The sequence below is a fragment of the Acidimicrobiales bacterium genome, assembly GCA_022452035.1.
Lineage (GTDB): Bacteria > Actinomycetota > Acidimicrobiia > Acidimicrobiales > MedAcidi-G1 > UBA9410.
In genome coordinates, this window is record JAKURV010000006.1 from 57,506 (window position 1) to 81,254 (window position 23,749).

15 protein-coding genes are annotated in these 23,749 nt (G+C 65.1%); 11 read left to right on the forward strand and 4 right to left on the reverse strand.

What is annotated here, in order from left to right; genetic code table 11:
* Positions 1 to 57: 57 nt before the first annotated feature.
* Complete coding sequence (locus MK181_03665; protein MCH2418893.1) at positions 58 to 492, forward strand: SRPBCC family protein; 435 nt, start codon at positions 58 to 60, stop codon at positions 490 to 492.
* Entirely contained in the window at positions 492 to 2,042 is a 1,551-nt protein-coding gene (locus MK181_03670; GenBank protein ID MCH2418894.1) for a sulfatase-like hydrolase/transferase, read from the forward strand. Before MK181_03665 ends, MK181_03670 begins: the two co-directional genes overlap by 1 nt.
* Positions 2,043 to 2,064: 22 nt before the next feature.
* Here the strand turns inward: MK181_03670 and MK181_03675 are convergent, their stop codons facing one another.
* Positions 2,065 to 4,452 (reverse strand): CoA transferase, encoded by a 2,388-nt coding sequence (locus tag MK181_03675; protein MCH2418895.1) that lies wholly within the window; start codon positions 4,450 to 4,452, stop codon positions 2,065 to 2,067.
* A 131-nt stretch (positions 4,453 to 4,583) separates the two neighbouring features.
* Between MK181_03675 and MK181_03680 the strand changes: the two genes are divergently transcribed.
* Complete coding sequence (locus tag MK181_03680) at positions 4,584 to 5,756, forward strand: peptidoglycan DD-metalloendopeptidase family protein (protein ID MCH2418896.1); 1,173 nt, start codon at positions 4,584 to 4,586, stop codon at positions 5,754 to 5,756.
* Between the two features lie 65 nt (positions 5,757 to 5,821).
* Here the strand turns inward: MK181_03680 and MK181_03685 are convergent, their stop codons facing one another.
* Positions 5,822 to 7,960 (reverse strand): sodium-translocating pyrophosphatase, encoded by a 2,139-nt coding sequence (locus tag MK181_03685; protein ID MCH2418897.1) that lies wholly within the window; start codon positions 7,958 to 7,960, stop codon positions 5,822 to 5,824.
* A 166-nt stretch (positions 7,961 to 8,126) separates the two neighbouring features.
* Between MK181_03685 and MK181_03690 the strand changes: the two genes are divergently transcribed.
* The 4 genes from MK181_03690 to MK181_03705 all read left to right on the forward strand — a co-directional run bounded on the left by MK181_03690 (position 8,127) and on the right by MK181_03705 (position 13,271).
* On the forward strand, positions 8,127 to 8,702 hold the full coding sequence (locus MK181_03690; protein ID MCH2418898.1) for a 5-formyltetrahydrofolate cyclo-ligase: 576 nt from the start codon (positions 8,127 to 8,129) through the stop codon (positions 8,700 to 8,702).
* A gap of 78 nt (positions 8,703 to 8,780) precedes the next feature.
* Positions 8,781 to 10,184: a Trk system potassium transporter TrkA gene (gene trkA, locus MK181_03695; GenBank protein MCH2418899.1), complete on the forward strand. Its 1,404-nt coding sequence runs from the start codon at positions 8,781 to 8,783 to the stop codon at positions 10,182 to 10,184.
* A gap of 13 nt (positions 10,185 to 10,197) precedes the next feature.
* Complete coding sequence (locus MK181_03700) at positions 10,198 to 11,721, forward strand: hypothetical protein (GenBank protein MCH2418900.1); 1,524 nt, start codon at positions 10,198 to 10,200, stop codon at positions 11,719 to 11,721.
* Positions 11,718 to 13,271, forward strand: a complete 1,554-nt coding sequence (locus MK181_03705; protein ID MCH2418901.1) for a TrkH family potassium uptake protein — start codon at positions 11,718 to 11,720, stop codon at positions 13,269 to 13,271. Before MK181_03700 ends, MK181_03705 begins: the two co-directional genes overlap by 4 nt.
* Here the strand turns inward: MK181_03705 and MK181_03710 are convergent.
* On the reverse strand, positions 13,268 to 14,527 hold the full coding sequence (locus MK181_03710; GenBank protein MCH2418902.1) for a M18 family aminopeptidase: 1,260 nt from the start codon (positions 14,525 to 14,527) through the stop codon (positions 13,268 to 13,270). The two genes, MK181_03705 and MK181_03710, sit on opposite strands and share 4 nt — an antisense overlap.
* Before the next feature lie 58 nt (positions 14,528 to 14,585).
* Here MK181_03710 and gltB point away from each other — a divergent pair, with 58 nt between their 5' ends.
* The 3 genes from gltB to MK181_03725 all read left to right on the forward strand — a co-directional run bounded on the left by gltB (position 14,586) and on the right by MK181_03725 (position 21,578).
* Positions 14,586 to 19,292, forward strand: coding sequence for a glutamate synthase large subunit (gene gltB, locus MK181_03715; GenBank protein MCH2418903.1), 4,707 nt, complete (start codon positions 14,586 to 14,588; stop codon positions 19,290 to 19,292).
* Between the two features lie 8 nt (positions 19,293 to 19,300).
* Complete coding sequence (locus MK181_03720) at positions 19,301 to 20,761, forward strand: glutamate synthase subunit beta (GenBank protein ID MCH2418904.1); 1,461 nt, start codon at positions 19,301 to 19,303, stop codon at positions 20,759 to 20,761.
* Between the two features lie 127 nt (positions 20,762 to 20,888).
* On the forward strand, positions 20,889 to 21,578 hold the full coding sequence (locus MK181_03725) for an acyltransferase (GenBank protein MCH2418905.1): 690 nt from the start codon (positions 20,889 to 20,891) through the stop codon (positions 21,576 to 21,578).
* 29 nt (positions 21,579 to 21,607) lie between these two features.
* On the opposite strand, the gene MK181_03730 is transcribed toward MK181_03725, so the two are convergent.
* Positions 21,608 to 22,294 carry an alpha/beta hydrolase gene (locus MK181_03730; GenBank protein ID MCH2418906.1) on the reverse strand — a complete coding sequence of 229 codons (687 nt, stop codon included), beginning with the start codon at positions 22,292 to 22,294 and terminating at the stop codon, positions 21,608 to 21,610.
* 83 nt (positions 22,295 to 22,377) lie between these two features.
* On the opposite strand from MK181_03730, the gene MK181_03735 reads away from it, so the two are divergent.
* Positions 22,378 to 23,748, forward strand: coding sequence for a DUF2142 domain-containing protein (locus MK181_03735; protein ID MCH2418907.1), 1,371 nt, complete (start codon positions 22,378 to 22,380; stop codon positions 23,746 to 23,748).
* Position 23,749 lies beyond the last annotated feature (1 nt).

A 23,749-nucleotide genomic window follows, 5' to 3' on the forward strand; every position in this document is an offset into this window, starting at 1 on the left:
CGGGGGAGCATACGGCCCGTTGGCCGACCGGCCTGAACCGGTGTCTACCATCGCAACATGGGAGACCGCAGGGTTGACGTCAGGCGTGAGGCGGTAATCCCCGCCGACCCGGACGTCGTCTGGGCCATCGTGGCTGCTGCCGAACGCCAGGCCGAGTGGTTCCCCGGGATGGTGACGTCGACCGTCAAAGACGACGTCCGCACCGTCGTCGCGGCTTCCGGGGCCATCTTCCTGGAGAAAATTCTGTCCATCGACGACGACACCCGGTGTTTCGAGTACCGAATCACCGGCCCCCTCCAACTCGACCACCACCGAGGGCGCATAACCGTGCAAGACGACCCCGGAGGGGCAAGGGTCGTCTACGAACAAGAACTCGAACCCAAAGCGTTGGCCTACGTCCTGGACGGTGCTCTCGGCGATGCTCTGGTCGGCCTACGGGATCTCGTAACCGACGGGCAGACGTCCCGGGCCTATCAGGACGGTGGTGCCTGATGGGCCGGGGAATCCTGTTCGTAACCACCGACCAGCAGCGGTTCGACGCCCTGGGTTGCAACGGCGGACAGGTGGCCCGAACCCCGGTGATCGACGGCTTAGCCGCTACAGGCGTCCGATTCGAACGTGCCCATCCCCAAAACGTGGTCTGCATGCCGTCCCGGGCCACCATGCTCACCGGCCAGCACGTCCGCACCCACGGAGTCTGGATGAACGGCGTCCCCTTGCCGGCCGATGCACCCACCGTCGCTGGCCTCCTCCATGAGGCGGGCTGGCGGACCGGTCTGTTCGGCAAGGCGCATTTCGAACCCTTCCTAGACCCGTTTCTCCGCTTCGCCGAAAACCAGATGGGAACTTCTGGCTCGACTGACGAAAACGGTCGGCCTCACCGGGGATTCGACCGAATGGAACTGGCCGGCCACGGCCCGGCCGGCCTAGTGCACTACCGACGGTGGATGAGAGAGCACCACCCGGAGCACATCGGTGGCTTCTTCCCCGTCCTCGACCTCAGTCTCAACGTAAACGCCGAAGGAGGCGGGGACAGCGGAGCCCCGCAGGTTCGTTACAACGAGGTACCACGACACGCCTACCACACGGACTGGGTTGCCGATCGGGCTATTGAGTGGCTCCGCGGTCTTGAAACCGACGACGACTGGTTCTGTTGGCTGAGCTTCCCAGACCCCCACCACCCGTGGGACCCGCCGTCTTCCGAACTCCACCGAGTCCCGTGGCGCGACCTGAATCTCCCAGCCGGCTATCCGGAGGACCGAGTGGAAAGAGAGACTGCGCTCGACGCCAAAGCCCCGCACTGGCGGCGTTGGTATGACGGGACCTTGGTCTCCAACTACGAGGCTCCAACCCACTGGACCCCAGCCAGTCTCACCTCCGACCAGGTACGCGAGGTCGACGCCATGGCCCATATCGAGAACGAGTTGATCGACGAGGCCCTGGGCCGGGTGCTGAACGCCCTCGGAGACCAGGGCCGGACGGCCGGGACTGACGTGGTATTCACTACCGACCACGGTGAATTCCAGGGCGACCACGGGCTCCTGTTCAAAGGGCCGTACCACGTGGACTCCCTGATGCGCCTACCTCTCGTCTGGCGCCCGGCACCAAATCGCCACGTAGCCCCAGCAGTGGTGACCGACCCGGTGGGACTGGTGGATCTCGCCCCGACGTTTTGTCGGATTGCCGGCCTCCCAGTCCCGGGCTGGATGGACGGTGAGCCGCTGCCAACTTCGGCAACAGAGGCCACCGAACAAGAACGGCAACGGGTCCTCACCGAATGGGACAGCGTTCATCCAAGCGGCGTCGAGGTCCACCTTCAAACCATCACCCGAGACGGGATGGTGTGCACCCGCTACGAGTCGGGGACCTGTCACGACGGAACCGAGGGCGAGCTCTGGGATCTGGCCGAGGACCCCCTCCAGCGGATCAACCTTTGGGACGACACCTCCCGGAAGAGTCTCCGGGATGACCTCCTATCGGACCTCGTCGACGCACTGCCGCCACGCCCCGCGAACCGACTAAGAGTCGAGTCCCCGGTCTGAGGCGTTACCCATTTCAGCGCGGTCAGCCGTCATCGGTGGTCACCTGTTCCAGGGCACCTGAGGCCAGAAGGGCAGTCACCCGGTCCGGTTCCATCTGCAAGTCTTGGACGCAGAAGGACCAACTGTGCTCCCCGATGAGTGGTGCCGGCCCGCAGGGGGGCTCCGGCATGGCGGAACCTCGTATACACGTCCCCTCTAGGACCATTGGGCCCAGACCGGTCTGGTCGATCTCCACCAAGAAACCCCGCTCCATCAGATGGTGGTCCTCGAGTTGGTCAAACGGATTCGTTACTCGACCAGCGGGCACGCCGACAGATTGACAACGGTCCTGTACCTCAGACGATCCGAAAGTCCTCGTCCATGCGGCCAGTCCGCTATTCACCCGATCCCGCTGTGCCAGGCGACCGTCGGTGGTGGCTAGGTCGGGGCTCGCGGCCCACTCCGGATTGTCCATGGCCTCCCGTAATGCGGCCCAGTCGTCGTCATGGCGGACGCAGACCACGCACCACCGGTCCTCGCCGGCGCATGGGAACACGCCCCACGGGGCACCAATGGGGGAGTCGTTGCCTTCCGGTCGTGCTGCCCCAGGTTCCAGCGCCTCGGCCAGGAGGGCGTCGCCAAGAGTGGCCACCATGGACTCGACCTGTGCGACCTCCACGTGGGCCGGAAGTGATCCCCGTCGCATGCCGATCAGGGTGGCTAGAGCCCCGATGGCGCACAGACGGCCGGCTAGGTGGTCCGGGTGGACCGCGTTGTTGCCCGGCGGGCCGTCGCCGTCGTCGAACGCCCAGAGCCAACTGAGTCCGCCTGCCGTCTGGATGGTGGGCCCGTAGCCCGTCCAAGCGGCCTGGATTCCCCGAGAACCCATTAGTTGGCTGGAGACCAGCACGGCCTTCGGATTGAGTCGTCGGACGTCCTGCCATCCGATCCCCAACCGGTCCATAGTTCCTGTGGAGTTGTTCTCAATCAGGACGTCGGCCCACGCAACCAGGCGCTCCACGACCTCCCGGGCATCGGGATGTTTCAGGTCGAGGCCGAGGCAGCGCTTGTTACGACTGCAGGAGGCGAACGATGGCGTTACCTCACCGCCCATGAATATCCGTAGGAAGTCGGGATAAGACCGGCTCTCCACCTTGACGACGTCGGCTCCAAAGTCGGCCAGCATGCGACCGCACTCCACGCCGACACCGCCGTGTCCAAAGTCGGCTACCCGGAGACCCTCCAGCGGCCGACTGCCGGAGCCGTCGACCAGAGCGGGGAGTTCGAAGGGCGGATCCTGAAACTCGGGCGTGTGCTCACCCGGGTCCGGAGAGCGGAACCGGTAGCCAACCCGCTCCCCGTCAAATTCCCAGAGCCCGGACACCACGGGGGCCCGGGTAGTGGAGGAGACGTCGACATCCCAGAAGGTGCCGCGCGAGGCGAAATGCTCGTCGATCAGTATGTCGGCCGGACTCAACATGGGCGTCGCCACGATGCCGCGCCGTTGGGCCTCCCGGCATCCCTCCACCATCGTCCAGTCCGACCAATGTTTGGCGAACGCCTCATTGATCTGCAGAAGGTGGGATAGGCGGTTAGCGAAGGACTCCCAGTATTCGCCGGCGAACTCCTCCGGCTGATCCATCCACTCCCACATGGCCCGCCACTGGCCGGGTGAAAGGACCACCTGCCGAACGGCCCCGTCGGCGCACGGCACCGTGGGGTACATCAGGCTGTCCCCCTGCCGGAGGGTTGACATACCAGCCCCGAGGTGTCGACGGTGGCTGGCGAGGGGCACTCCCCAGGTGTTCATCTGGGCCATGGCCTCCAGGGCAGACACGTCAAGGTGCTGGCCACCTCCGCCACGGCTACGTTGCACGAGGGCCACCAGGATGGCGTGTACGCCCAGGATCCCCAGGGTGTCACTGGCCAGGGTGCACGGGGGCAGCAGGGGAGGCTTCTCCGGTATACCCGAGAGAGCCAACCAGCCGGACAGGCCAAGGATCACGTCATCGGTGGACTCCATGTCTCGGTAGGGGCCGGTCTGGCCAAAATCGGTGAGCGATGCGACCACGAGCTCAGAGTTGGTGGCGGCCAGGTCCTCGGCGCCAATCCCCAGGCTGGCCAGGTGACCAGGCGGAGATGACTCCACCACCACGTCTGCACGTGCGGTTAAGGACAGCAGACGGTCTCGGTCTACCTGGTCGCTCAGGTCCAAGACCGCACTGCGCTTATTCGTGTTGCGGTAGGCGAAGTACAGCGACGTCCCGTCGGTACCGAACGGTGGCAGGTGTCGACTGGTCGATCCGGTCGGTGGTTCGACGAGAAGCACGTCAGCTCCAAGGTCACCCAGCAGTCGACCGCAAAGGTCGCCCCGGCCGTGGCAGAGGTCGATGACCCGGAGGCCCTGTAGTGGTCGGTTTATGGGGGGCATCCGTCCTCCGGAACGGCAGCGGTCCACCCCGGGTCTACCACCCGATCCCGGGACGTAACGATCCGACGGGTACGGCACCACACCGGATCTCACGGGTACCCTGCGCCTGCCCACCCACGGGCACGTTTGCCATGCACCACCACCCACCCGTTCCCCGTCTCCGTCGGCTCCTGGTGCTCTCTGGAGCCCTACTGGTTGTCCTGGCCCTCCCAGCCGAAGCAATCAAAGAAACCGAGTCCATCCGTGACGCCCGGGACAAGAGGGAGGCGGCCAAGGACAGCGCAGCGACCGCAGCAGAGGCCCTGGAGGTCGTGGCGGCCGCCGACGACGTGGTGGCCGACGCTCTGCATGCCTTGGACGACGCAGTGGCCCTCCAAGAGGCGAAAATTGCCGCCGCCCGGCAGGCCATCGAGGCAGCCGAAGCCGAGGCCACTCTGCGGTGGGTCCAGGCGGACCAGGTGGAGGCCGAGGTGGCCGAGCTTCGGCTCCGGATCCAGGAGCTGGCCATTGATGTCTATATCTCCCGCATGCGGCCGGGCAGCCTGCTTGAATCTCGGGACCTCACTGAGGGCGTCCGGCGGGCCGCCATACTGGACGCGGTGACCGGCGACCGGGGCGACATGGTCGATCGGCTCCGCGCCCTCGAGTCGGACCTGGAGGACATTGCCTTCTCGGCCGACGACGCCATCCGCGAGGCCGATGCGCGCCAACGGGAGTTGGAGTCATCAATTTTGGTCCTAGACCGCCGGATCGCCGCCAAGGAGAACGTGAAGGGCGAGTTGGAGGAGCGGATTCGGGCCTATGAGGAAGAGATCCGGCAGTTCGAACGCGACCAGTACGTCATGGCTATTCTCATCGAGAACCTGATTGCCGAGGAACTCCGCAAGTCGGCGCCCGACCTGACCAAAGAATCCGGCCAAGGCTTCATCATGCCCATGGAGGGAAAGATCGGATCAGGTTTCGGACCTCGGATCCACCCCATCTTCGGGACCAAGCGCCAGCACAACGGGGTGGACATCGGATGTGTCAGGGGTCAGCCCATCTGGGCGGCCAAGGCGGGGAAGGTCATCTTCGCGGGCTGGAAGAACGGCTACGGCAACATCGTCCTAATCGAGCACGAGGGCCCGGTAGTCACCTTGTACGCCCACCAGGAGGAGCTACACGTCTCCAGCGGCTACGTGATCGACAAAGGCGAGGTGCTCGGGAAGTGCGGATCCACCGGATGGTCGACCGGCCCACACCTCCACTTCGAGGTCCGAACCGGTGGCGAGGCTAAGGACCCGATGATCGTCCTCCCGGGCTAGCCCGATTGATCCAACAGCGTCAAAAAGAGCCCCGAAAGGCTCCTTTCGGACGCCTCGATGTTGGTTTAGCCGACAAAAGCCGATGCGAACACTAGGGACACGATCGTCATCACCTTGATGAGGATGTTCATAGCGGGGCCGGAGGTGTCCTTGAACGGGTCGCCCACCGTGTCGCCAACAACGGCCGCCTTGTGGCTTTCCGAGCCCTTGCCGCCGTGGTGACCGCTTTCGATGTACTTCTTGGCGTTATCCCACGCACCGCCGGCGTTGGCCATGAAGATGGCTAAACAGAAGCCAGAGACCAACGCGCCGGCTAGGAAGCCACCCAGGGCATTGATACTGATGAAGCCCATAACCAAGGGAATGACCACAGCCAGCGATCCGGGGAGCACCATCTCCTTGAGCGATGCCGTGGTGGAAATGGCCACGCAGCGCGCCGAGTCCGGGTGTACTCCCGGCTGGCCCTCTCTCAGGCCAGGGATCTCCCTGAACTGGCGACGGACCTCTTCGATCATGTCGTGGGCGGCCCGGCCCACGGCGTCGATGGTCAGAGCGGCGAAAAGGAAGGGCAGCATGGCACCGAGGAACAGGCCGATGAAGACGGTCACGTCGCCAACGTCGAGGGACAACGAGCCACCCGCCTGGCTGACCGCGAATTCGAAGCTCTTGAATAGGGCCAGGGCAGTGAGGGCAGCTGAGCCCACGGCGAAGCCCTTGGCTACGGCGGCGGTGGTGTTGCCAAGGGAATCCAAGGCGTCGGTGACCTCGCGGACACTCGGGTCGAGATCGGCCATCTCGGCGATTCCGCCAGCGTTGTCGGCGATCGGGCCGTAGGCGTCGACTGACACAACCACCCCTGTAGTGGCCAGCATTCCTATGGCGGCCACGGCGATTCCGTATATCCCGCCGTCCAGGGCACCGATGGAGTCGAAGGCCACCTCACCGCCCCAATAGGCGACGCCCACGCCAATACCCAGTAGGGCTACGGAAGTGGCGACCGAGACCATCCCGGCCGATATGCCGCCCAGGATTGTGGTGGCAGGTCCGGTCTCCGTCTGTTTGGCGATCTTCTTCACCGGGCCGAAGTGGTCTGAGGTGTAGAACTCAGCCGTCTTGCCTAGTGCCCAGCCCACGACGAGGCCCCCGATCACTGCGATTGCTAGGCCCATCGGGGAGTCAAAGGCGTCGTTGTCGCCGAATAGCCAGTAGGCAACGCCCACTGTGCCAACAGCGGTCAAGGCCATGGCCACGTTGGTTCCCATGTGGAGGGCTTTTGACAGCGCCTTGGTGTCGGTAGAGCTCCCGCCCTTGACCAAGAAGGAACCCAGAATGGAGGCCACCATGCCCACCAGGGCGATGGCCATGGGGAATGCGAGCAGGGAAATGTTGGTGGTGGCACTGGCCTGCTCGGCACCTAGGCCAAGCGCGAAAGCCACCAGTGAGATCGGGGCGATGATCGACCCTGCGTAGCTCTCGAACAGATCGGCGCCCATGCCGGCCACGTCGCCCACGTTGTCGCCCACGTTGTCGGCAATTGTGGCTGGGTTCCGGGGATCATCTTCCGGGATGCCCGCTTCAACCTTGCCCACCAGGTCGGCGCCCACGTCGGCTGCCTTCGTGTAGATGCCGCCCCCTACTCGGGAGAACAGGGCGATTGACGATGCGCCCAGTCCGTAGGCGGTCACGACCTCGAAGGCGTCGTCGACCTCGAGGATCAACACGAAGAGCACATACACGAACATGAGACCTAGGAGGGCCAAACCAGCAACCGTGAAGCCCATAACTGCGCCGCCCCGGAAGGCGATCGGGAGAGCGCGGCCGGGACCGTCCTTGGCTGCCTCCGTTGTGCGGGCATTGGCCATGGTCGCCACCGTCATACCCACGTATCCGGCAAGGCCAGACAGGAAGGCACCGATCACGTAGGTCACGGCGGCTGCCGGTGCGATCAGGGCAGCGATGAGTACGGCCATCACCACCACAAATACCGAAACCCAGCTGTACTCCTTCTTAAGGAAGGCCCGGGCGCCCTTCTGTATCTCGGTCATGAGGAAGACCATGCGCTCGTCGCCCGGAGAGGCGGCCTTTACGTTGGTGTAGAAGAAATAGGCGAGTAGTAGGCCCATGAGGGCCGACGCGCCCGCCAGATAGGGAATGGCGTCCAAGGGAGTGTCTCCAAGGGTGTGTAGGGCGTTGGGAAGTTCCACCCGACCAACCGGTGGTCGGAACTGGCCCCGATACCCGCCGGTTGCGGCGGATCGCGAAGGGACGCAGGGACTCTAGTGAGTCCAATGCCCGGGACCGACCTCTTCCAAGGAATGGAGTCACCGATCGGGGAGGCGGGGGCGGTGCGAATGGGCCACAATGCGGGTCGTGGAACCGACCTCGGCATCTGTCGATGACGTCCGGGGCGAGATGCTGGCCCGTCGGCGGGCCTTAGCCGCCGACGTGGTCGCCCGATCGTCTGCCGTGGTGGTGGAACGCCTTCGAGGCTTGCCCGAGGTCCGAGAAGCCCAGACCATCGGCGCCTACCTGGGTGTCCGGAGCGAGGTGGACCCGTCGGCCCTCTGCGACGACGAAGGTCTCGACGTGGCGCTTCCAGTGACCACGCCGGGAGAGCCTCTACGATTCGTCGTTCCTACAGGACCGTTGCTCGACGGCCCCTTTGGGATCCGCCAGCCAGGGGATGGCCGGGAGGTAGCGACCGACGACCTGGACCTGGTCCTGATCCCCGTAGTTGCCGCCGACGAGATGGGCAACCGCGTCGGTCACGGTGCCGGCTTCTACGACCGCACATTCGCGCGTGACCGAAGAGCGGATCCGGCTCGACCGCTCCTGATCGGCCTATGCCATGCCTTCCAAGTGGTTCCCCGACTGGAGGCCCGATCATGGGACGTACCCCTAGATCTCGTGGTGACCGAGATCGGCCTGGTTCGCCCCGGGAGGTGAGCGGGCTCCCGTCGGTTGGGTCCGTCGGAGAAGGGGCATGCCACCCGCGCCGCTCGTCCATAAGGAAGGATTGGTGCTGTGCGCATCATCGTGGTGGGTGCCGGCGAGACCGGCACCTACGTAGCTGAACGCCTGAATGGGCAGGGCCATGAGGTGGCCCTCATTGAGAAGGCCCCCGAGCGCTTTCTTGAGGTTCGGGAGCAGTCTGACTTCCTGACCGTCCCGGGCAGCGGAACCGACATGGACGTCCTCCAGGCCGCGGGAATCGAAGACACGCACCTCCTGGTAGCCGTTACCCGAAGCGACGAGACCAACATCTTGAGCGCCCTGCTTGCTCGCCGAGCCGGGGTGGCCAAGACGGTGGTCCGGGTCGAGTCCCGGAGCCTGCGACACGCAGAGGTAGACGCCCTGTTCGACGGAGCGGATGACCACCTGGTGATAGATCCGGACGAGGAAGTTGCCGGGGCCGTCCTGCGGCTCATGGAGTACCCGGGTGCACTCGAACTCAAGCAGATGGCCGGTGGTGAGGTCGTGGTCCTTAGCGCCCGTCTTCCCGGCCACGCGCCGCTGGTCGGTCAGTCCCTCCATGCCCTGGGAGCCGAGCTAGAACCGGACTGGGATTTCATCGTGGGATCGATCACCCGGCGGGAACATGAGGACGTAGACGAGGACACGATCATCCCCCGCGGCGACTGGATCCTGCGTGAGGCCGATCTACTGACCGTGATCTGCAAGCGACGCGCCCTCCGCGACGTCACAACCCGCATGGGTTTGGCCCGCGATATGCCGACCAGGGCACTTCTGCTGGGTGGCGGGAGAACCGGCCAGATGCTGGCCGAGCAACTGATCGAACGGGGCCTTGATGTGGCCATCATTGAAATACGCGAGGAACGAGCCGAGGAGCTCTCCGAGATGTTCGCTGGCCGGGCCCTTGTGTTCGGGGGCGATATCGCCAATGCCGAGATGCTGGACGAAGCCGACGTGGCCGGCCAAGACGTAGTCATTGGCCTGACCGGAGCGGACGACGCCAACGTTCTGGCCTGCCTGTACGCCAAGGATGCTGGGCGCCGGCGGCGGTCGCCTCGCGACGAGGGAGGTCCAGAAACCATTGCTGTGGTCCACAGCCTCGGGCTTCTAGGCCTTCTGGAGTCACACCAGGTGGACGCCACCCTCAGTCCCCGGACAGCTTCGGCCAACAGTGTGCTCCGATTCGTACGTGGCGAGGGCGAAACGGTGGCCGCCGTAGCTACCTCGCTTCACGGAGACGCCGAGGTACTGGAGTTGGCGGTCGCCGACGGGTGCGGCTGCGACGGGAAGTCCATCGCCGACCTGGGCCTCCACGAGGACGTCCTCATCGCTGCCATCGTCCGAGACGGGAAGCCCCAGATCGCTCGTGGCCGAAGCACCCTACGGGCCCGGGACCACGTGATCGCCGTAACCCGGCCCAGCCAGGCACCGGTCCTGTCGTCGCTGTTCGAGTGATCCGGCTGGTCGGATGATCTTCACCGCCCCGGCCCGCCGACGATCGGCGGCCGGGACCGGCCCCCCTTGGGCCTCGTGGACTTCCGCCGGTGCACAGGCTGTCGCAGCCGCTCTGGGTGGCCTGAGCCTCCTGGCGATCTCGTCGGGACTGGTGGACCTACTCGGCGCGGGCGACGACACCACCGTCTTCCTCCTTGCCGGAACCCTGTCGGGTCTGGCTGCCGCTTGGTTATTGGTGCTGATCCGTCCGCCAGACCGCGTCCGGGACTCCCACGTCCTGTCGGGGGTCGCTGTCGCCCTCCCACTACTCGTAGGCCTGCTGGCTGGTCTCCACCTGCTTGTTGGAAGCACCACTTCGGTTGTTGATGCGCTGGCTGAGGCCACCGCCGGCCTGACCACAACCGCCCTTGGGGCAATCGAGCCGGCCGGCAGCGACCATGGTCTGCGCTTCCTCCGGGCAACCACCCAGTGGGCCGGAGGCCTCGGAGCCCTGTTCGTAGGCGTGGCCATCCTCCCGTTCTTTGGGGCAGGACGTGAGTTCGCTGACCGGTCACGGATACGGGGGCGTCGACCCATGACCCCCACCCAACGGACAGCCCTACGCAACATCCTGATCGTGTACGGCACAGCCTCCGTGGCGACCTGGCTGGCCTACGCGGTTGCCGGCCTATCAATCTTCGACGCCCTCCTGGTGGCCATGGCCACGGTGTCCACCGGAGGGATCGTGGACGGCGACCCGTTCGCCCGACCTGCTGCTCAGTGGGTAGCAGTAGGAGGCATGGTGCTCGCTGGGACCAGCCTGGTCGTTCTCTGGCGCCTCGCTGTCGGCCGGGCCCGGGGGCTATGGCGGTCCGCAGAACTACGGGTCTACCTAGGTCTGCTGGTTATCGGAACGGTGCTCTTTCTCATGTGGACTGACGGGGCGGGACCGGAGGGCGTCCGCCACGCTGCATTCACAGTGACTGCAGCGGTGACGACCACCGGCTTCCCGTCGGCACCGGCCGGAACGTGGTCAGCCGCTGCTCCCGTCCTCCTACTGGGACTGGTCTCCATCGGACCCATGACCGGATCGGCCGGCGGCGGCTTCCAGATCCTGCGCCATCGGGCCCTCCTCCAGGTCGCCCTCCGTGAGATGGTCCGCCAAATCCACCCTCGGGCCGTGGTCCGGGTTCGCCTCGGTGGCCGGGTGGCCGCTGAGGACACCCTCGCGCGGGTGGTAATTACCCAGTTCCTGTCGGTCAGCGTGCTGTTCGTGACAGCACTTACGGTGGCCGTCCTCGGGCTTGACCTTGTTCCCGCCCTCGGCGCCGCCGTCCACGCGGTTTCGACCGCCGGACCGGTTCGAGCATTGGACGGAACAGTCCTCGACCCATCGGCCTGGCCAGCGCCCGCCCGTCTGGCCCTACTCCCGGCCATGGTCATTGGTCGGCTCTCGATCTATCCGGCCCTGGTGGCCCTGAGTACCGGAGCGTCGGTATGCCGTAACCGAATTCGACTGGCTCGCAGGATTCGGTCCTATCGGGGGCGGACGCTATGACCATCCCATTTCCCCTGGAGGACCGGTGGTCGAGTACCACCGGTCACGTGACCGGCCTGGCCCTGCTGTTCATGTCGGCGGGAATGTTTGTCTCGGCCATCGTTGGACTGGTGGCAGGCTCGGCCGGATTGGCCCTGCTTGGGGCGACGGCAATTACGGCCTTTCTCGGGGCAGGCCTGTGGTGGACGACTCGGCCCGGCGCTCTGGACCACGCCACCGTCTTCACAGCGGTGGGGGGCACCTGGGTGGCTGCTTCGATGGTCGGGGTGCTTCCCTATCTTCTGGCCGGAACGTTCGCTGTCGCCGGTCGACCGTGGACAGTTGTGGTCGCCGACGCCTTGTTCGAGTCGATCTCCGGGTATACGGCTACCGGCGCGACGGTGTTCGGTGGGCACAATCGGATCGCCGACCAGGGTGCCGGGATCCTGCTCTACCGACAGCTCACGCAATGGGCCGGGGGCATGGGCATTGTGGTCCTTGTGGTAACCGTGCTGCCGTCCCTGCGAGCCAGCGGTCTCGGCCTGATCGACGCCGAGGCGCCCGGCATGGGAGTGGACCGGCTGGCCCCGCGGGTGCGGGACACGGCGATTCGCTTCTGGCGTCTCTATCTGGGACTCACCGTGCTCGTCGCCGTCGGCTTCCTGGTGGCCGGCATGGGCCCGTTCGATGCCGTGGCCCACGCCCTCACCACCGCCTCGACCGGGGGCTTTTCGACCCGGGACGCATCGATCGGATACTGGGACAGCGTGGCCGTGGAGTCTGTTCTAATCGTGGCCCTGATCCTCGCCGCGGCCAGCTTCACGCTCCACAGCCGTTCGTGGAGCCGGAAGCGGATCACTCATTTCGGTGACCACGAGTTTCGCGGATTCCTGAGCGTTCTGGCCATCTGCACACTTGTCGTGTCAACACTCCTGGCCTTCGACGGCATGGCTCCCGCACGTGCCTTGCGCGTCGGACTATTCAACGTGGTCACCCTGGGCACCAGCGGTGGCTTCGGCAACGCCACCGGGGCGGGCAGCGACGGAGACTGGGTCCGCTGGGCGGCCGGCCCCCAGATGGTGCTCCTGTTCCTCCTTGTCTTTGGAGGGTGTACCGGGTCCACCGCCGGTGGGGTGAAGATCATGAGACTCCGGGTCGGCATGGCCCATGCCGCCCGCACCCTGCACAGTTTCCGCCGCCCGCGGGCCCTGCTCCCAGTCCGTCAGGGCACGGCGACCCTTCCGGATTCCCTGGTGGAGCGCGTCGCTGGTTTCATGGTCGTGTACGGCATGTTGGTGGTCGGGGGAACAGTACTGGTGGCCGCCCTGGGCACGGACCTGGTTACGGCGGTCAGTGGGGTGATCGGATCCCTGGGCAACATGGGACCCGTTCTGGGAGACGCTGGCCCCACTGCCTCCTTTGTGGACGGCTTCTCCACTCCGGCTCGCTTGGTGCTAGCCCTCCTGATGCTGGTCGGACGCTTGGAGATCTTCCCCATGCTGTTGATGCTGGTGGCGCCCTACCGGTCAGCCCGGGGAGTGGCCCGGCCGACGAGACGCCCCGGCCACTAGCCGGACAACAGCTCCACCAGCAGGGCCTGCAAGTGGCCCGGGTCGGCACTGCCGCAGGTTTCCCGGGCGCTATGCATGGCCAGTTGGGCAACCCCCAGGTCGACGGTCCGGATTCCCGTCGCGGCCGCTGTGACCGGACCAATAGTGGTACCACAGGGAAAATCTCCCCGGCTGACAAAGGACTGCAGGGGGACCCCGGCCCGCTCTGCGGCCAGGCGCACCACCCCGGCTCCCTCGGCGTCCGTGGCGTAACGCTCCGCGGCGTTGAACTTCAAGACGGGACCACTATTCAGGTGGACGGGATGCTCGGGGTCGTGCCGATCGACGTAGTTGGGATGTGTGGCGTGGGCCCCGTCGACGGAGAGGATCAGCGACCCGGACATCCGTCGGGACTCCAGGGCCACGAATCGCCGAAGCGTTCGAAGCAGCAGCGGACCTGCGGCCCCGCTGCTCGACACACTGCCTACTTCCTCATGGTCGAACAGAGCCAGGACTGGGACCGGACCGTCAGCTTCAGCGGTCGCCGCCAGGGCCTGAGTGCCGGCATGGCAGGAGAGGAGATTGTCGATACGCGGTGCACTAACCAAGTCACGATTGGTGCCGGCCAGCACCGACGGGGAAAGGTCATGGAACATCACATCCCACCCCAACACGGCGTCCTCTGGAACTCCGGCCGCCGAGGCCATCAGAGCAGCGAAGCTATCTGCTGTCGACCCACCGGTCCCGATGATGGGGGAGAGGTGGTCTTGGGGGTTCAGCACCAGTCCCTTCTCGTTGACGCCTCGGTCTAGGTGGATGGCCAGTTGCGGTATCCGGGCGAGGGGGCGGTCATCGCGTACTAGGACCTGTAGTGCGTCGTCGCCGTCCCGGACCGCCAGGCGACCCGAAATCCCGAGATCTCGGTCCAACCAGGAGTTCAGGAGGACACCCCCGTAGACCTCCACCCCCAGTTGGCGGCATCCGGCAGCATCACGGTCAGGAACGGGCTTTAACCGGAGGTTCGGGCTGTCAGTGTGGGCACCGACGATTCGTACAGGGGCGTCATCAGCCCGACCCTGATCCACCCAGGCCACTAGGGCGCCCCCGGAACGCACCAGGTGGCGGCCCGGTTCGGGAGAATCGTCGTCCTGGCCGATTTCTACGAAACCGGCCTCACTCAGGCGTCGAGCGGCCTCGTCGACCGCGTGGTACGGACTAGGCGAGCTGTCAATAAACCGGCACAGGTCGACAGCAGACGAGGGGTCCTGATGGGACATGCCTCTATCATGGACCGTCGACAGCCGAGTTGAGACGCCCGCCCCAGGGTGGCATCTCATGAAAGTCGCTCCGACCAACGGCGTTTCGGGCGATCTCCAGATAGTGGACCCTTACCGGTCCCAAACCCAGGAGACCACCATCCCGAAAAGGTCCGCCTATTCCGAGCCCGTCGAGCCGGCTGTGCGCCGGAACCTGCCGCCTGCTCAGGGTCTCTACGACCCCCGCATGGAGCACGACTCGTGCGGCGTCAACTTTGTCTGTCACCTGCACGGCGTGGCGACGCACCGGATCGTTCAGTTGGGAATCGGCGCCCTATGCAAGATGCAGCACCGGGGAGCCCTCGGGGCTGAGACCAACACCGGGGACGGAGCCGGCCTACTTATCCAGGTTCCTGACGACTTCTACCGCCAGGTGGTGCCATTTGAGCTCCCGGAGGCGGGCCAGTACGCCACTGGAATCGCCTTCCTTCCCCAGGGGGCCGGCTCGGCCGACCTGGCGACTACTGCGGTCAACCGGATCGCCGTCGAGGAAGGCCTGGAGGTTCTCGGTTGGCGAGACCTGCCCGTCGACGACTCGATGATCGGCGACGCCGCCCGCTCCACTGAGCCGACATTCCGCCAGGTGTTTCTGGCCGCTCCGGAGGGGCCCGTAGGTCGACCAGCCGGGTTAGACCTGGACCGAATCGCGTATGTGGTCCGGAAGCGGTCCGAGCACGAAGTGGCGGTGACTGACGAGAACGGACAGGACTGCGGTGTCTACTTCCCATCGCTCTCGGCCCGGACCATTGTCTACAAGGGGATGCTCACCACTCTGCAGCTCTCCGAGTTCTTCGCCGACCTGACCGACGAACGCGTGGTGAGTGCTCTGGCTCTTGTCCACTCCCGCTTTTCGACCAATACCTTCCCGTCGTGGCCGTTGGCCCATCCCTACCGCTTCATCGCGCACAACGGTGAGATCAACACCGTGCAGGGGAACAGAAACTGGATGCGGGCCCGGGAGGCGTTGATGGCCACCCAGGTGCTGGACGGCGACCTCGACAGGCTGTTCCCGATTTGCACACCGGGAGCCAGCGATTCCGCAGGTTTTGACGAGGCTCTGGAACTGCTGACTATGGGCGGCTATTCGCTACCCGAGGCGGTCCTAATGATGATCCCGGAACCGTGGGAGAACCACGCCGAGATGTCCGATGACCGACGAGCCTTCTACCAGTATCACGCCTCCCTGATGGAGCCGTGGGACGGCCCGGCGTCTATCGCCTTCACCGATGGCACGGTTATAGGAGCCGTCCTTGACCGCAACGGCTTGAGACCTAGCCGCTACTGGGTGACCTCCGAGGACCTGGTGGTCATGGCCAGCGAGGTCGGCGTCGTCGACGTGCCAACCAACGAGGTGGTCGAAAAGGGACGCCTGCAACCCGGCCGGATGTTCCTGATCGACACTAACGAAGGTCGAATCATTCGCGATGACGAAATCAAGGCCGGGTTGGCCTCCGCCCGACCCTACCGCCAATGGCTAGAACGGAATCTGGTCCACCTGGACGACCTTCCTCCCAGAGAACGGACAACCCTGGACGAGGGGACAATCGTCCAACGCCAGCAGACCTTTGGGTACACCCACGAGGCCCTGAAACTGTTGGTGGCCCCTATGGCACGGGACGCCAAAGGCGCCGTCGGCTCGATGGGCACGGACACGCCGGTGGCCGTGCTGTCCGATCAGTCACGACCCCTCTACGACTACTTCCAACAGCTCTTTGCCCAGGTGACCAACCCGCCGCTAGACGCCATCCGGGAAGAACTGATCACGGCGGTATGCACCACAGTGGGGGCCGAGGGCAACCTGCTAGATCCCCGCCCCGAGAGCTGTCGCCAAGTCCACCTGCCTCATCCCGTCCTAACCGAAGATCAGATGGCCGCCCTGATCGGAATCGATGGACCTGGCGGCCCCGATGGCTTCACGTCGCGGGTACTCGACGGCCTCTACGAGGTGAGCCGCGGTAGCGAAGGCCTGGCCGGCGCCCTGGACCGGCTACGGGCCGAAGCATCTGCGGCTATCAAGGACGGGGTCACCCTGCTAGTCATAAGCGACCGCGGGACCAGCCCGACCCTGGCCCCGGTTCCATCCCTCCTTGCCACCGGAGCCGTACACCACCACCTAATCCGCGAGAAGACCCGGACCAGAGTCGGCCTCCTCGTTGAGAGCGGTGATGTCCGCGAGGTCCACCATGTGGCCCTGCTGCTCGGATACGGCGCATCCGCTGTCTGTCCCTATCTGACCTTCGCCTCGGTAGATGACATGGTGCGAGACGGGCGCCACGGTCTTCCCACGACGATGAACCCAGAGAAGTCCCGGGCCAACCTGGTGCGGGCTTTCGACCAAGGCCTATTGAAGATCATGTCCAAGATGGGCATCTCGACAGTGGCCTCCTACACCGGAGCTCAGATCTTCGAAGCCATCGGCCTAGGGGCCGATGTCGTGGATGCCTGCTTCACCGGCACGGTGAGCAGACTGGGCGGCGTCGGCCTCGACGTCCTGGCCCGGGAGGTGGCGTCACGCCACGCCCTCGCCTTCCCCGCCAACCCGGAAGAGCGCGCCCACCGCACACTGGAGGCCGGCGGCGAGTACCAGTGGCGTCGCGAGGGCGAGTACCACCTGTTCAACCCGGAAACCGTGTTCCGACTTCAGCACGCCACCCGGGAGGGGCGGTACGACGTCTTCAAGCAGTACACCGACCTGATCAACGAGCAGTCGAAGCGACTAGCCACCCTCCGCGGCCTCTTCACATTCCGTGAGGGGGTAAGGACGCCGGTTCCACTAGACGAGGTGGAACCGGTCTCCGAGATTGTGAAGCGGTTCTCCACTGGAGCTATGTCCTACGGGTCGATCAGCGCCGAGGCCCACGAGACGCTGGCCATCGCCATGAACCGGATCGGAGGTAGGTCCAACACAGGGGAGGGAGGCGAGGACCCCGACCGGTTCACACCCGAACCGAACGGCGATCTCCGCCGCTCGGCCGTTAAGCAGGTGGCCTCTGGGCGCTTCGGCGTGACCAGCGAGTACCTGGTCAACAGCGACGACCTCCAGATCAAGATGGCTCAAGGGGCCAAGCCGGGCGAAGGAGGACAACTGCCGGGCCACAAGGTTTACCCCTGGATCGCCAAGACTCGCCACTCCACACCGGGCGTGGGACTCATCTCGCCGCCGCCCCATCATGACATCTACTCGATTGAGGACTTGGCCCAGCTCATCTACGACCTCAAGAACTCGAACCCGGTCAGCCGGGTCCACGTCAAGCTGGTGGCCGAAGTCGGGGTAGGCACAGTGGCCGCCGGTGTCTCTAAGGCCCACGCCGACGTTGTCCTGATCTCGGGTCACGACGGCGGCACCGGCGCCTCACCCCTCTCCTCCATAAAGCACGCCGGGGCACCCTGGGAGTTGGGCCTTGCAGAGACCCAGCAGACACTGCTCCTAAACGGGCTGAGGGACCGCATCGTGGTTCAGGTTGACGGCCAGTTGAAGACCGGACGCGACGTGATGATCGCCGCTCTACTGGGTGGGGACGAGTTTGGGTTCGCCACGGCACCCCTCGTGGTCTCAGGCTGCGTGATGATGCGGGTTTGCCATCTCGACACATGCCCAGTGGGGGTGGCTACTCAGAACCCAGAGCTACGAAAGAAGTTCACCGGCCGACCCGAGTTCGTCGTGAACTTCTTCGAGTACATCGCCGAAGAAGTTCGGGAAATCCTCGCCCAACTGGGCTTTCGAACGGTGGCCGAAGCGATCGGCCGTGCTGAGGTGCTCGACGCCCACCATGCCATTGACCACTGGAAGGCCGCTGGCCTGGACCTGTCTCCCATCCTCCACGTGCCCGACATAGGTAATGCCGATCGTCGCAACACCTGCGGCCAGAACCACGGCCTGGACCAAGTCCTAGACCGACACCTGATCGATGAGGCAATCGGAGCTCTGGAAGACGGGACGCCAGTCCGTATTGCCACACCGGTATCCAATGTGGATCGCTCGGTTGGCACCATGTTGGGCTATGAGTTGACCCGTCGACACGGGGGAGAAGGTCTACCCGACGACACGATCCAGGTAGATCTCCACGGATCGGCGGGAAACAGTTTCGGGACGTTCGTGCCTCGAGGAATCACCTTGCGTCTCACCGGTGACGCGAACGACTACGTCGGCAAGGGCCTCTCCGGAGGCCGTATCACTATCCGACCGCCAGCCGATGCCCAGTTCCTGGCTGAGGAGCAGATCATCGCCGGAAACGTAATTCTCTACGGGGCGACTTCGGGCGAGGCCTTCATCCGGGGGCGGGTCGGGGAGCGGTTCTGCGTCCGAAACTCCGGTGCCGTGGCAGTGGTGGAAGGTATCGGCGATCATGGCTGCGAGTACATGACCGGTGGCCGAGCCGTGATCCTGGGCCCTACCGGTAGGAACTTCGCTGCCGGCATGTCCGGCGGGGTCGCCTTCGTCTTCGACTCGGAGAGCTCGTTCTCTGACCGGGTCAACCCAGAGATGGTCTTGCTGGAGGAACCGGATGTCGAGGATCGTCGTTGGCTTCAGAACCTCCTGGTCCGACACCACGTTGAAACAGGCTCGACAGTGGCTGAGCGGCTGCTGGCCTCTTGGGACCACCAAATAGACCGCTTCGTAAAGGTGATGCCCACCGACTACAAGCGAGTCCTAGAGGCGGCTGCCGCCGCCCGCGAGACCGGCCGAGATGAGGTGGAGGCAATCATGGCCTCCACGCGCGGCTAGGAGCAATCATGGGCGACGCACGAGGATTTCTGAAACACGACCGGCAACTCCCGGACCGTCGATCGGTACCGGTCCGCCTCCGGGACTGGAAAGAGGTCTACGAGCCCTTCAGTGAGGAGAGCCTCCGGGCGCAGGCCAGCCGGTGTATGGACTGTGGCATCCCGTTCTGCAACGACGGCTGCCCACTGGGGAACCTCATCCCGGACTGGAACGACCTGACCTACCGCGGCCACTGGCGGGACGCCATTGAGCGTCTGCACGCCACCAATAACTTTCCTGAGTTCACCGGGAGGCTCTGTCCGGCCCCCTGCGAGGGATCCTGCGTGCTGGGAATCAACGAACCCCCGGTCACCATCAAGCAAATCGAGGTCAGCATTGTCGATCGGGCATGGGAGGAGGGGTGGATCGTCCCACTAGTCCCAGCCGAAAACACCGGCCGGCGGGTGGCCGTGGTGGGCTCGGGACCCGCCGGGTTGGCTGCCGCCCAGCAGCTCACCAGGGCTGGGCACAGCGTGGTGGTGTTCGAAAGAGCCGACCGGATCGGCGGTCTGATGCGATACGGGATTCCCGAGTTCAAGATGGAAAAACGGCACTTGGACCGCCGTCTGGCCCAGATGGAGGCCGAAGGAACAGAGTTCCGGACTAACACCACGGTCGGCGTGGACCTACCCGTGGACCAACTCCGGGACGACTTCGACGCCGTGGTGCTGGCCTGCGGAGCCACCCAGTGGCGCGACCTCCCGATTCCCGGACGAGAACTGGACGGAATCCTCCAAGCCATGGAGTACCTCCCCGATTCCAACCGCGTCCAGGAGGGCGATTTAGACGCCGCTCCGGTGGATGCCGCGGGCATGGACGTGGTCATCATCGGAGGTGGCGACACCGGCGCCGACTGTCTGGGCACCGCCCTGCGCCAGGGAGCCCGGGTAGTCCACCAGTTCGAAATCATGCCTAGACCCCCTGACGAGCGGCCCGACGCCAACCCGTGGCCGACCTGGCCGATGATCTACCGGGTGTCGTCGGCTCACGAGGAGGGCGGCGAACGTGAGTACGCCATAAACACCTCAGAATTTGTTGGTCTGAACGGCCGGGTCAGCGCTCTACGCACCCACCGGGTAGAGCAGGTGTTCACCGAGGGCCATATGTCGTTCGAGCCGATCGAGGGCACCGAGCAGGAGTTCGCCGCAGACCTGGTCCTCCTAGCGATGGGCTTCACCGGACCGGAGCGCAACGAGCTCATCGACGGGCTCAACGTCGACCTGGACGCCCGTGGGAACGTCACCCGGGATGGGGAGTACCAAACCTCGGTGGACGGGGTGTACGTCTGCGGTGATATGGGCCGAGGACAATCGCTGATCGTATGGGCCATTGCTGAGGGTCGGTCGTGTGCGGCGGCAGTGGACCAAATGCTCTGTGGTAGCACCCACCTGCCAGCACCTATCGCACCCACTGCGGTCCCCCTTCGCTGAGATCGCGGTGAGACCAAAAACCCACGTGGTTGCCATCCGTCGCGATCGCTGAGCAGGATCCGGCCAGACCACGGTCCGTTTCTTCGAGCAGCCCCAACCCGCTTGGTGAGTGAGTAGGTTTCGGAGCGTGCCGAGGCTTAGGGAAACAGCACTATCGGCGGCCGGAGCAGTAGTTCGCCGGACGGCGGCCGCAGCCAGCCGGGTCGCCGCGGTGGGTCCCAACGACCGCCCGGCTCGAAACTTCGGCCGGTTCGGCGACGGCACCCATCTCGGATGGCCGACCGGCTCGATGTTCGGCGAACAATGGATCTGGATCGGCTGCGACACCCTGATCGCCCCTCACGTAACCCTGTCAGCCGGGATGGCTACGGCTGTGGAGATGGACACCGAGTCGGTAGTTCGTATCGGTGATCGTTGTCTCATCGGACGGGGTACGGCGATCGTCGGGCACCGGGCTGTCGATATCGGTGATGACGTGTATACCGGCATGAACGTCTACATCACCGACCAAAACCACGGATACGAGGACCTGAACCTCCCAATCGGGGTGCAGACCCCCACGGAAGAGCCGGTGACAATCGGATCGGGAAGCTGGATCGGGTCCGGCGCAGTGATTCTCCCGGGGGCGCGAATCGGCATCCACGTCGTTGTAGGAGCGAACTCAGTGGTCCGCGGCGAGATCCCCGACTACTCGGTTGTGGTTGGCGTACCTGGCCGGGTGGTGCGCCGCCACGACGGCACCGGTTGGAGACGCACGGGAAACGGCAAACAGCCTGAACTTGCCTGGCCTAACCAGCACGGAAATGGCAGGAACTGAAACCCTGCGGAAAGTACGCCATTTCGCACCTAGAACGGTTGGGCGTCAAGGAACTCCAACGCTGCGTCTATGAAGCCAAAGTCCTTTGGCGTGGCAAAGTGGTCCACGCCCGGCAAGACGACCAAGTCTGCCTCCGGCAGGCCCTCCACCAGTTGGTCGGCAGGACCGGCAAAGTCCCGTCCTCCGATAACCACCCGGACAGGGAGCGACACGCCGGCGAGAACCTCCGGGGTGAAGGACCGCCGGTCGGGCCGCTGCAGAAATGCCGACAGTGCCTCGCGGTCTGCTCCCGCGACATCGGGAAGATCGGCGAAATAGCGCATCTCGGGGTCTGTGGCCGTCCCGGTCTGGACCGCCTCCACTACTGCCCGCCCCCTCTCCACATCACGCTCGAAGAGGTTGCGCCCCACGCCGGCCAACACGATCCGGTGAAACCGGTGGGGGTGGTGGGCAGCCAACCAGAGGACGGCCATCGCTCCTGCCGAAAAGCCGATGGCGTCGACCGGATCATGTCCCAGTTCGTCCAGGATGTGGTCCTCGAGGTCCCGATAGGCGTCTGGGTTAACGGGCTTATCGGCCGTTCCGTGACCCAGGAGGTCCACCCCAACCACTGTTCGGCCTGCCTCTCCGAGCAGGTCGACCCAGCCGTTATTGCGCCATGTGGCCTCGAAGGAGGTTCCAAACCCGTGGACGAGTAGGACATCGGGACCGGGCATCCGGCGAACCTACCTGCCGCCCGTTCGGGGCCACTCGATGGGGCTTCCCTGACCGGTGGATTGGACGGCAGTACCCTGATCCGGTGACCCCACAGCGCCTACTGATGGTGGTCGGGATACCCCTCGGCCTCGTGATCGCCCTTCTGGCGCCCGCCTGGACGGCCTATGACGAGTTCACACACTTCGCCCGTGTGGTCGACATGGCGCAGGGAAACCTGGAACCCACCCGCTCGACCGAGGGCATCGGCTCTCGTATCCCCACCGCCCACCGGGAAGCCACCGACCAGATCATCCTGGACCACCAGGAAGGGCGACCGCCGTGGTCCCCGACGTCGATACGCGCCTTGCTCGACCACAGGCCGGACGGTCGGACAACCTTCGTCGATACCCGCCCCACCACGGCCTCCACCCCGGTGGCCTACTTACCTGCTGCCGCCGGGGCCTTGGTACCGGTGGCCCTCGACGCTCCCGGGCTGGTGGTCCTGTGGGCCAGCCGCCTGGCCTCCCTGGCCGCTTACCTCGGCATCGCCGTGGTGGCTGTTCGGGGGGCATCGGCGTTCCGCTGGTCCTTGGCCGCCTCGGCTCTAGTTCCCCTCAACCTGGCTCTGGCCTCCTCGGTCTCTCCGGACGGGTTGACGATTGCCGCCGTGCTCCTCGTGATCTCCCTGTGGACGCGGGTCGAGACGGGCGACGAGGTCAAAATGTCAGCTCTGGTCGGAGCATTCCTCCTCCTGGCCCTGACCAAGCCCCCTTACTTCCTGGCCCTCGCACTCTTCCCGGCATCGGCCTTGCTTGAACGGAGCCCGGCCAGAACCCGGGCCGCCCTGGTGGCAGGGGGCGGCCTCCTGGTGGGCCTGGCCACCACGGCATCCAATTCGTCTGAGAATTACCAAGCCGTGACGACGACCATGATCCAGGAGATCGATTACCAGCCCGGGGTGCAGTGGGACCGGCTCCTGGGTGACCTCCCCGGCTTCCTCTGGACCACGGTGGACACCTGGCTGACCGAATACCGGTTCTATGTACAGGGATGGTTCCGCCAACTCGGCTTCTGGGAGGCCGATCTCCCGCGGGTCGTTCCGTGGGCCCTGCTCGTCGTGGCCGCCCTTGCCGTCCTCCGGCTCGACGGCGGCGACCTAGCGCGGCTCCGGGGGGTTCGGCGGGTCCTGATGATCTTGGGCGTGGGGAGCTTCCTGGTGGCTTTGTACGCCGCCAGTTACATCTATTTCACCGACCGGATGGACTACGCACACATCGGCCTCCAGATGGCCCGTTACGCCGCGCCGTTGGCGCCGTTGGCCATCGTGGCCTGGCTGCCCCGCTCGTCCCGGATCGTCTCTTCACGCCTATCCGAACGGACCGCTACGTTGATCATCGGTGGGGTGCCGGTAATCGCCGTAGGAGCGTCTGCGCTTACATGGCTGTGGACCGGCGCAAACACACCTCTGGGCTGAG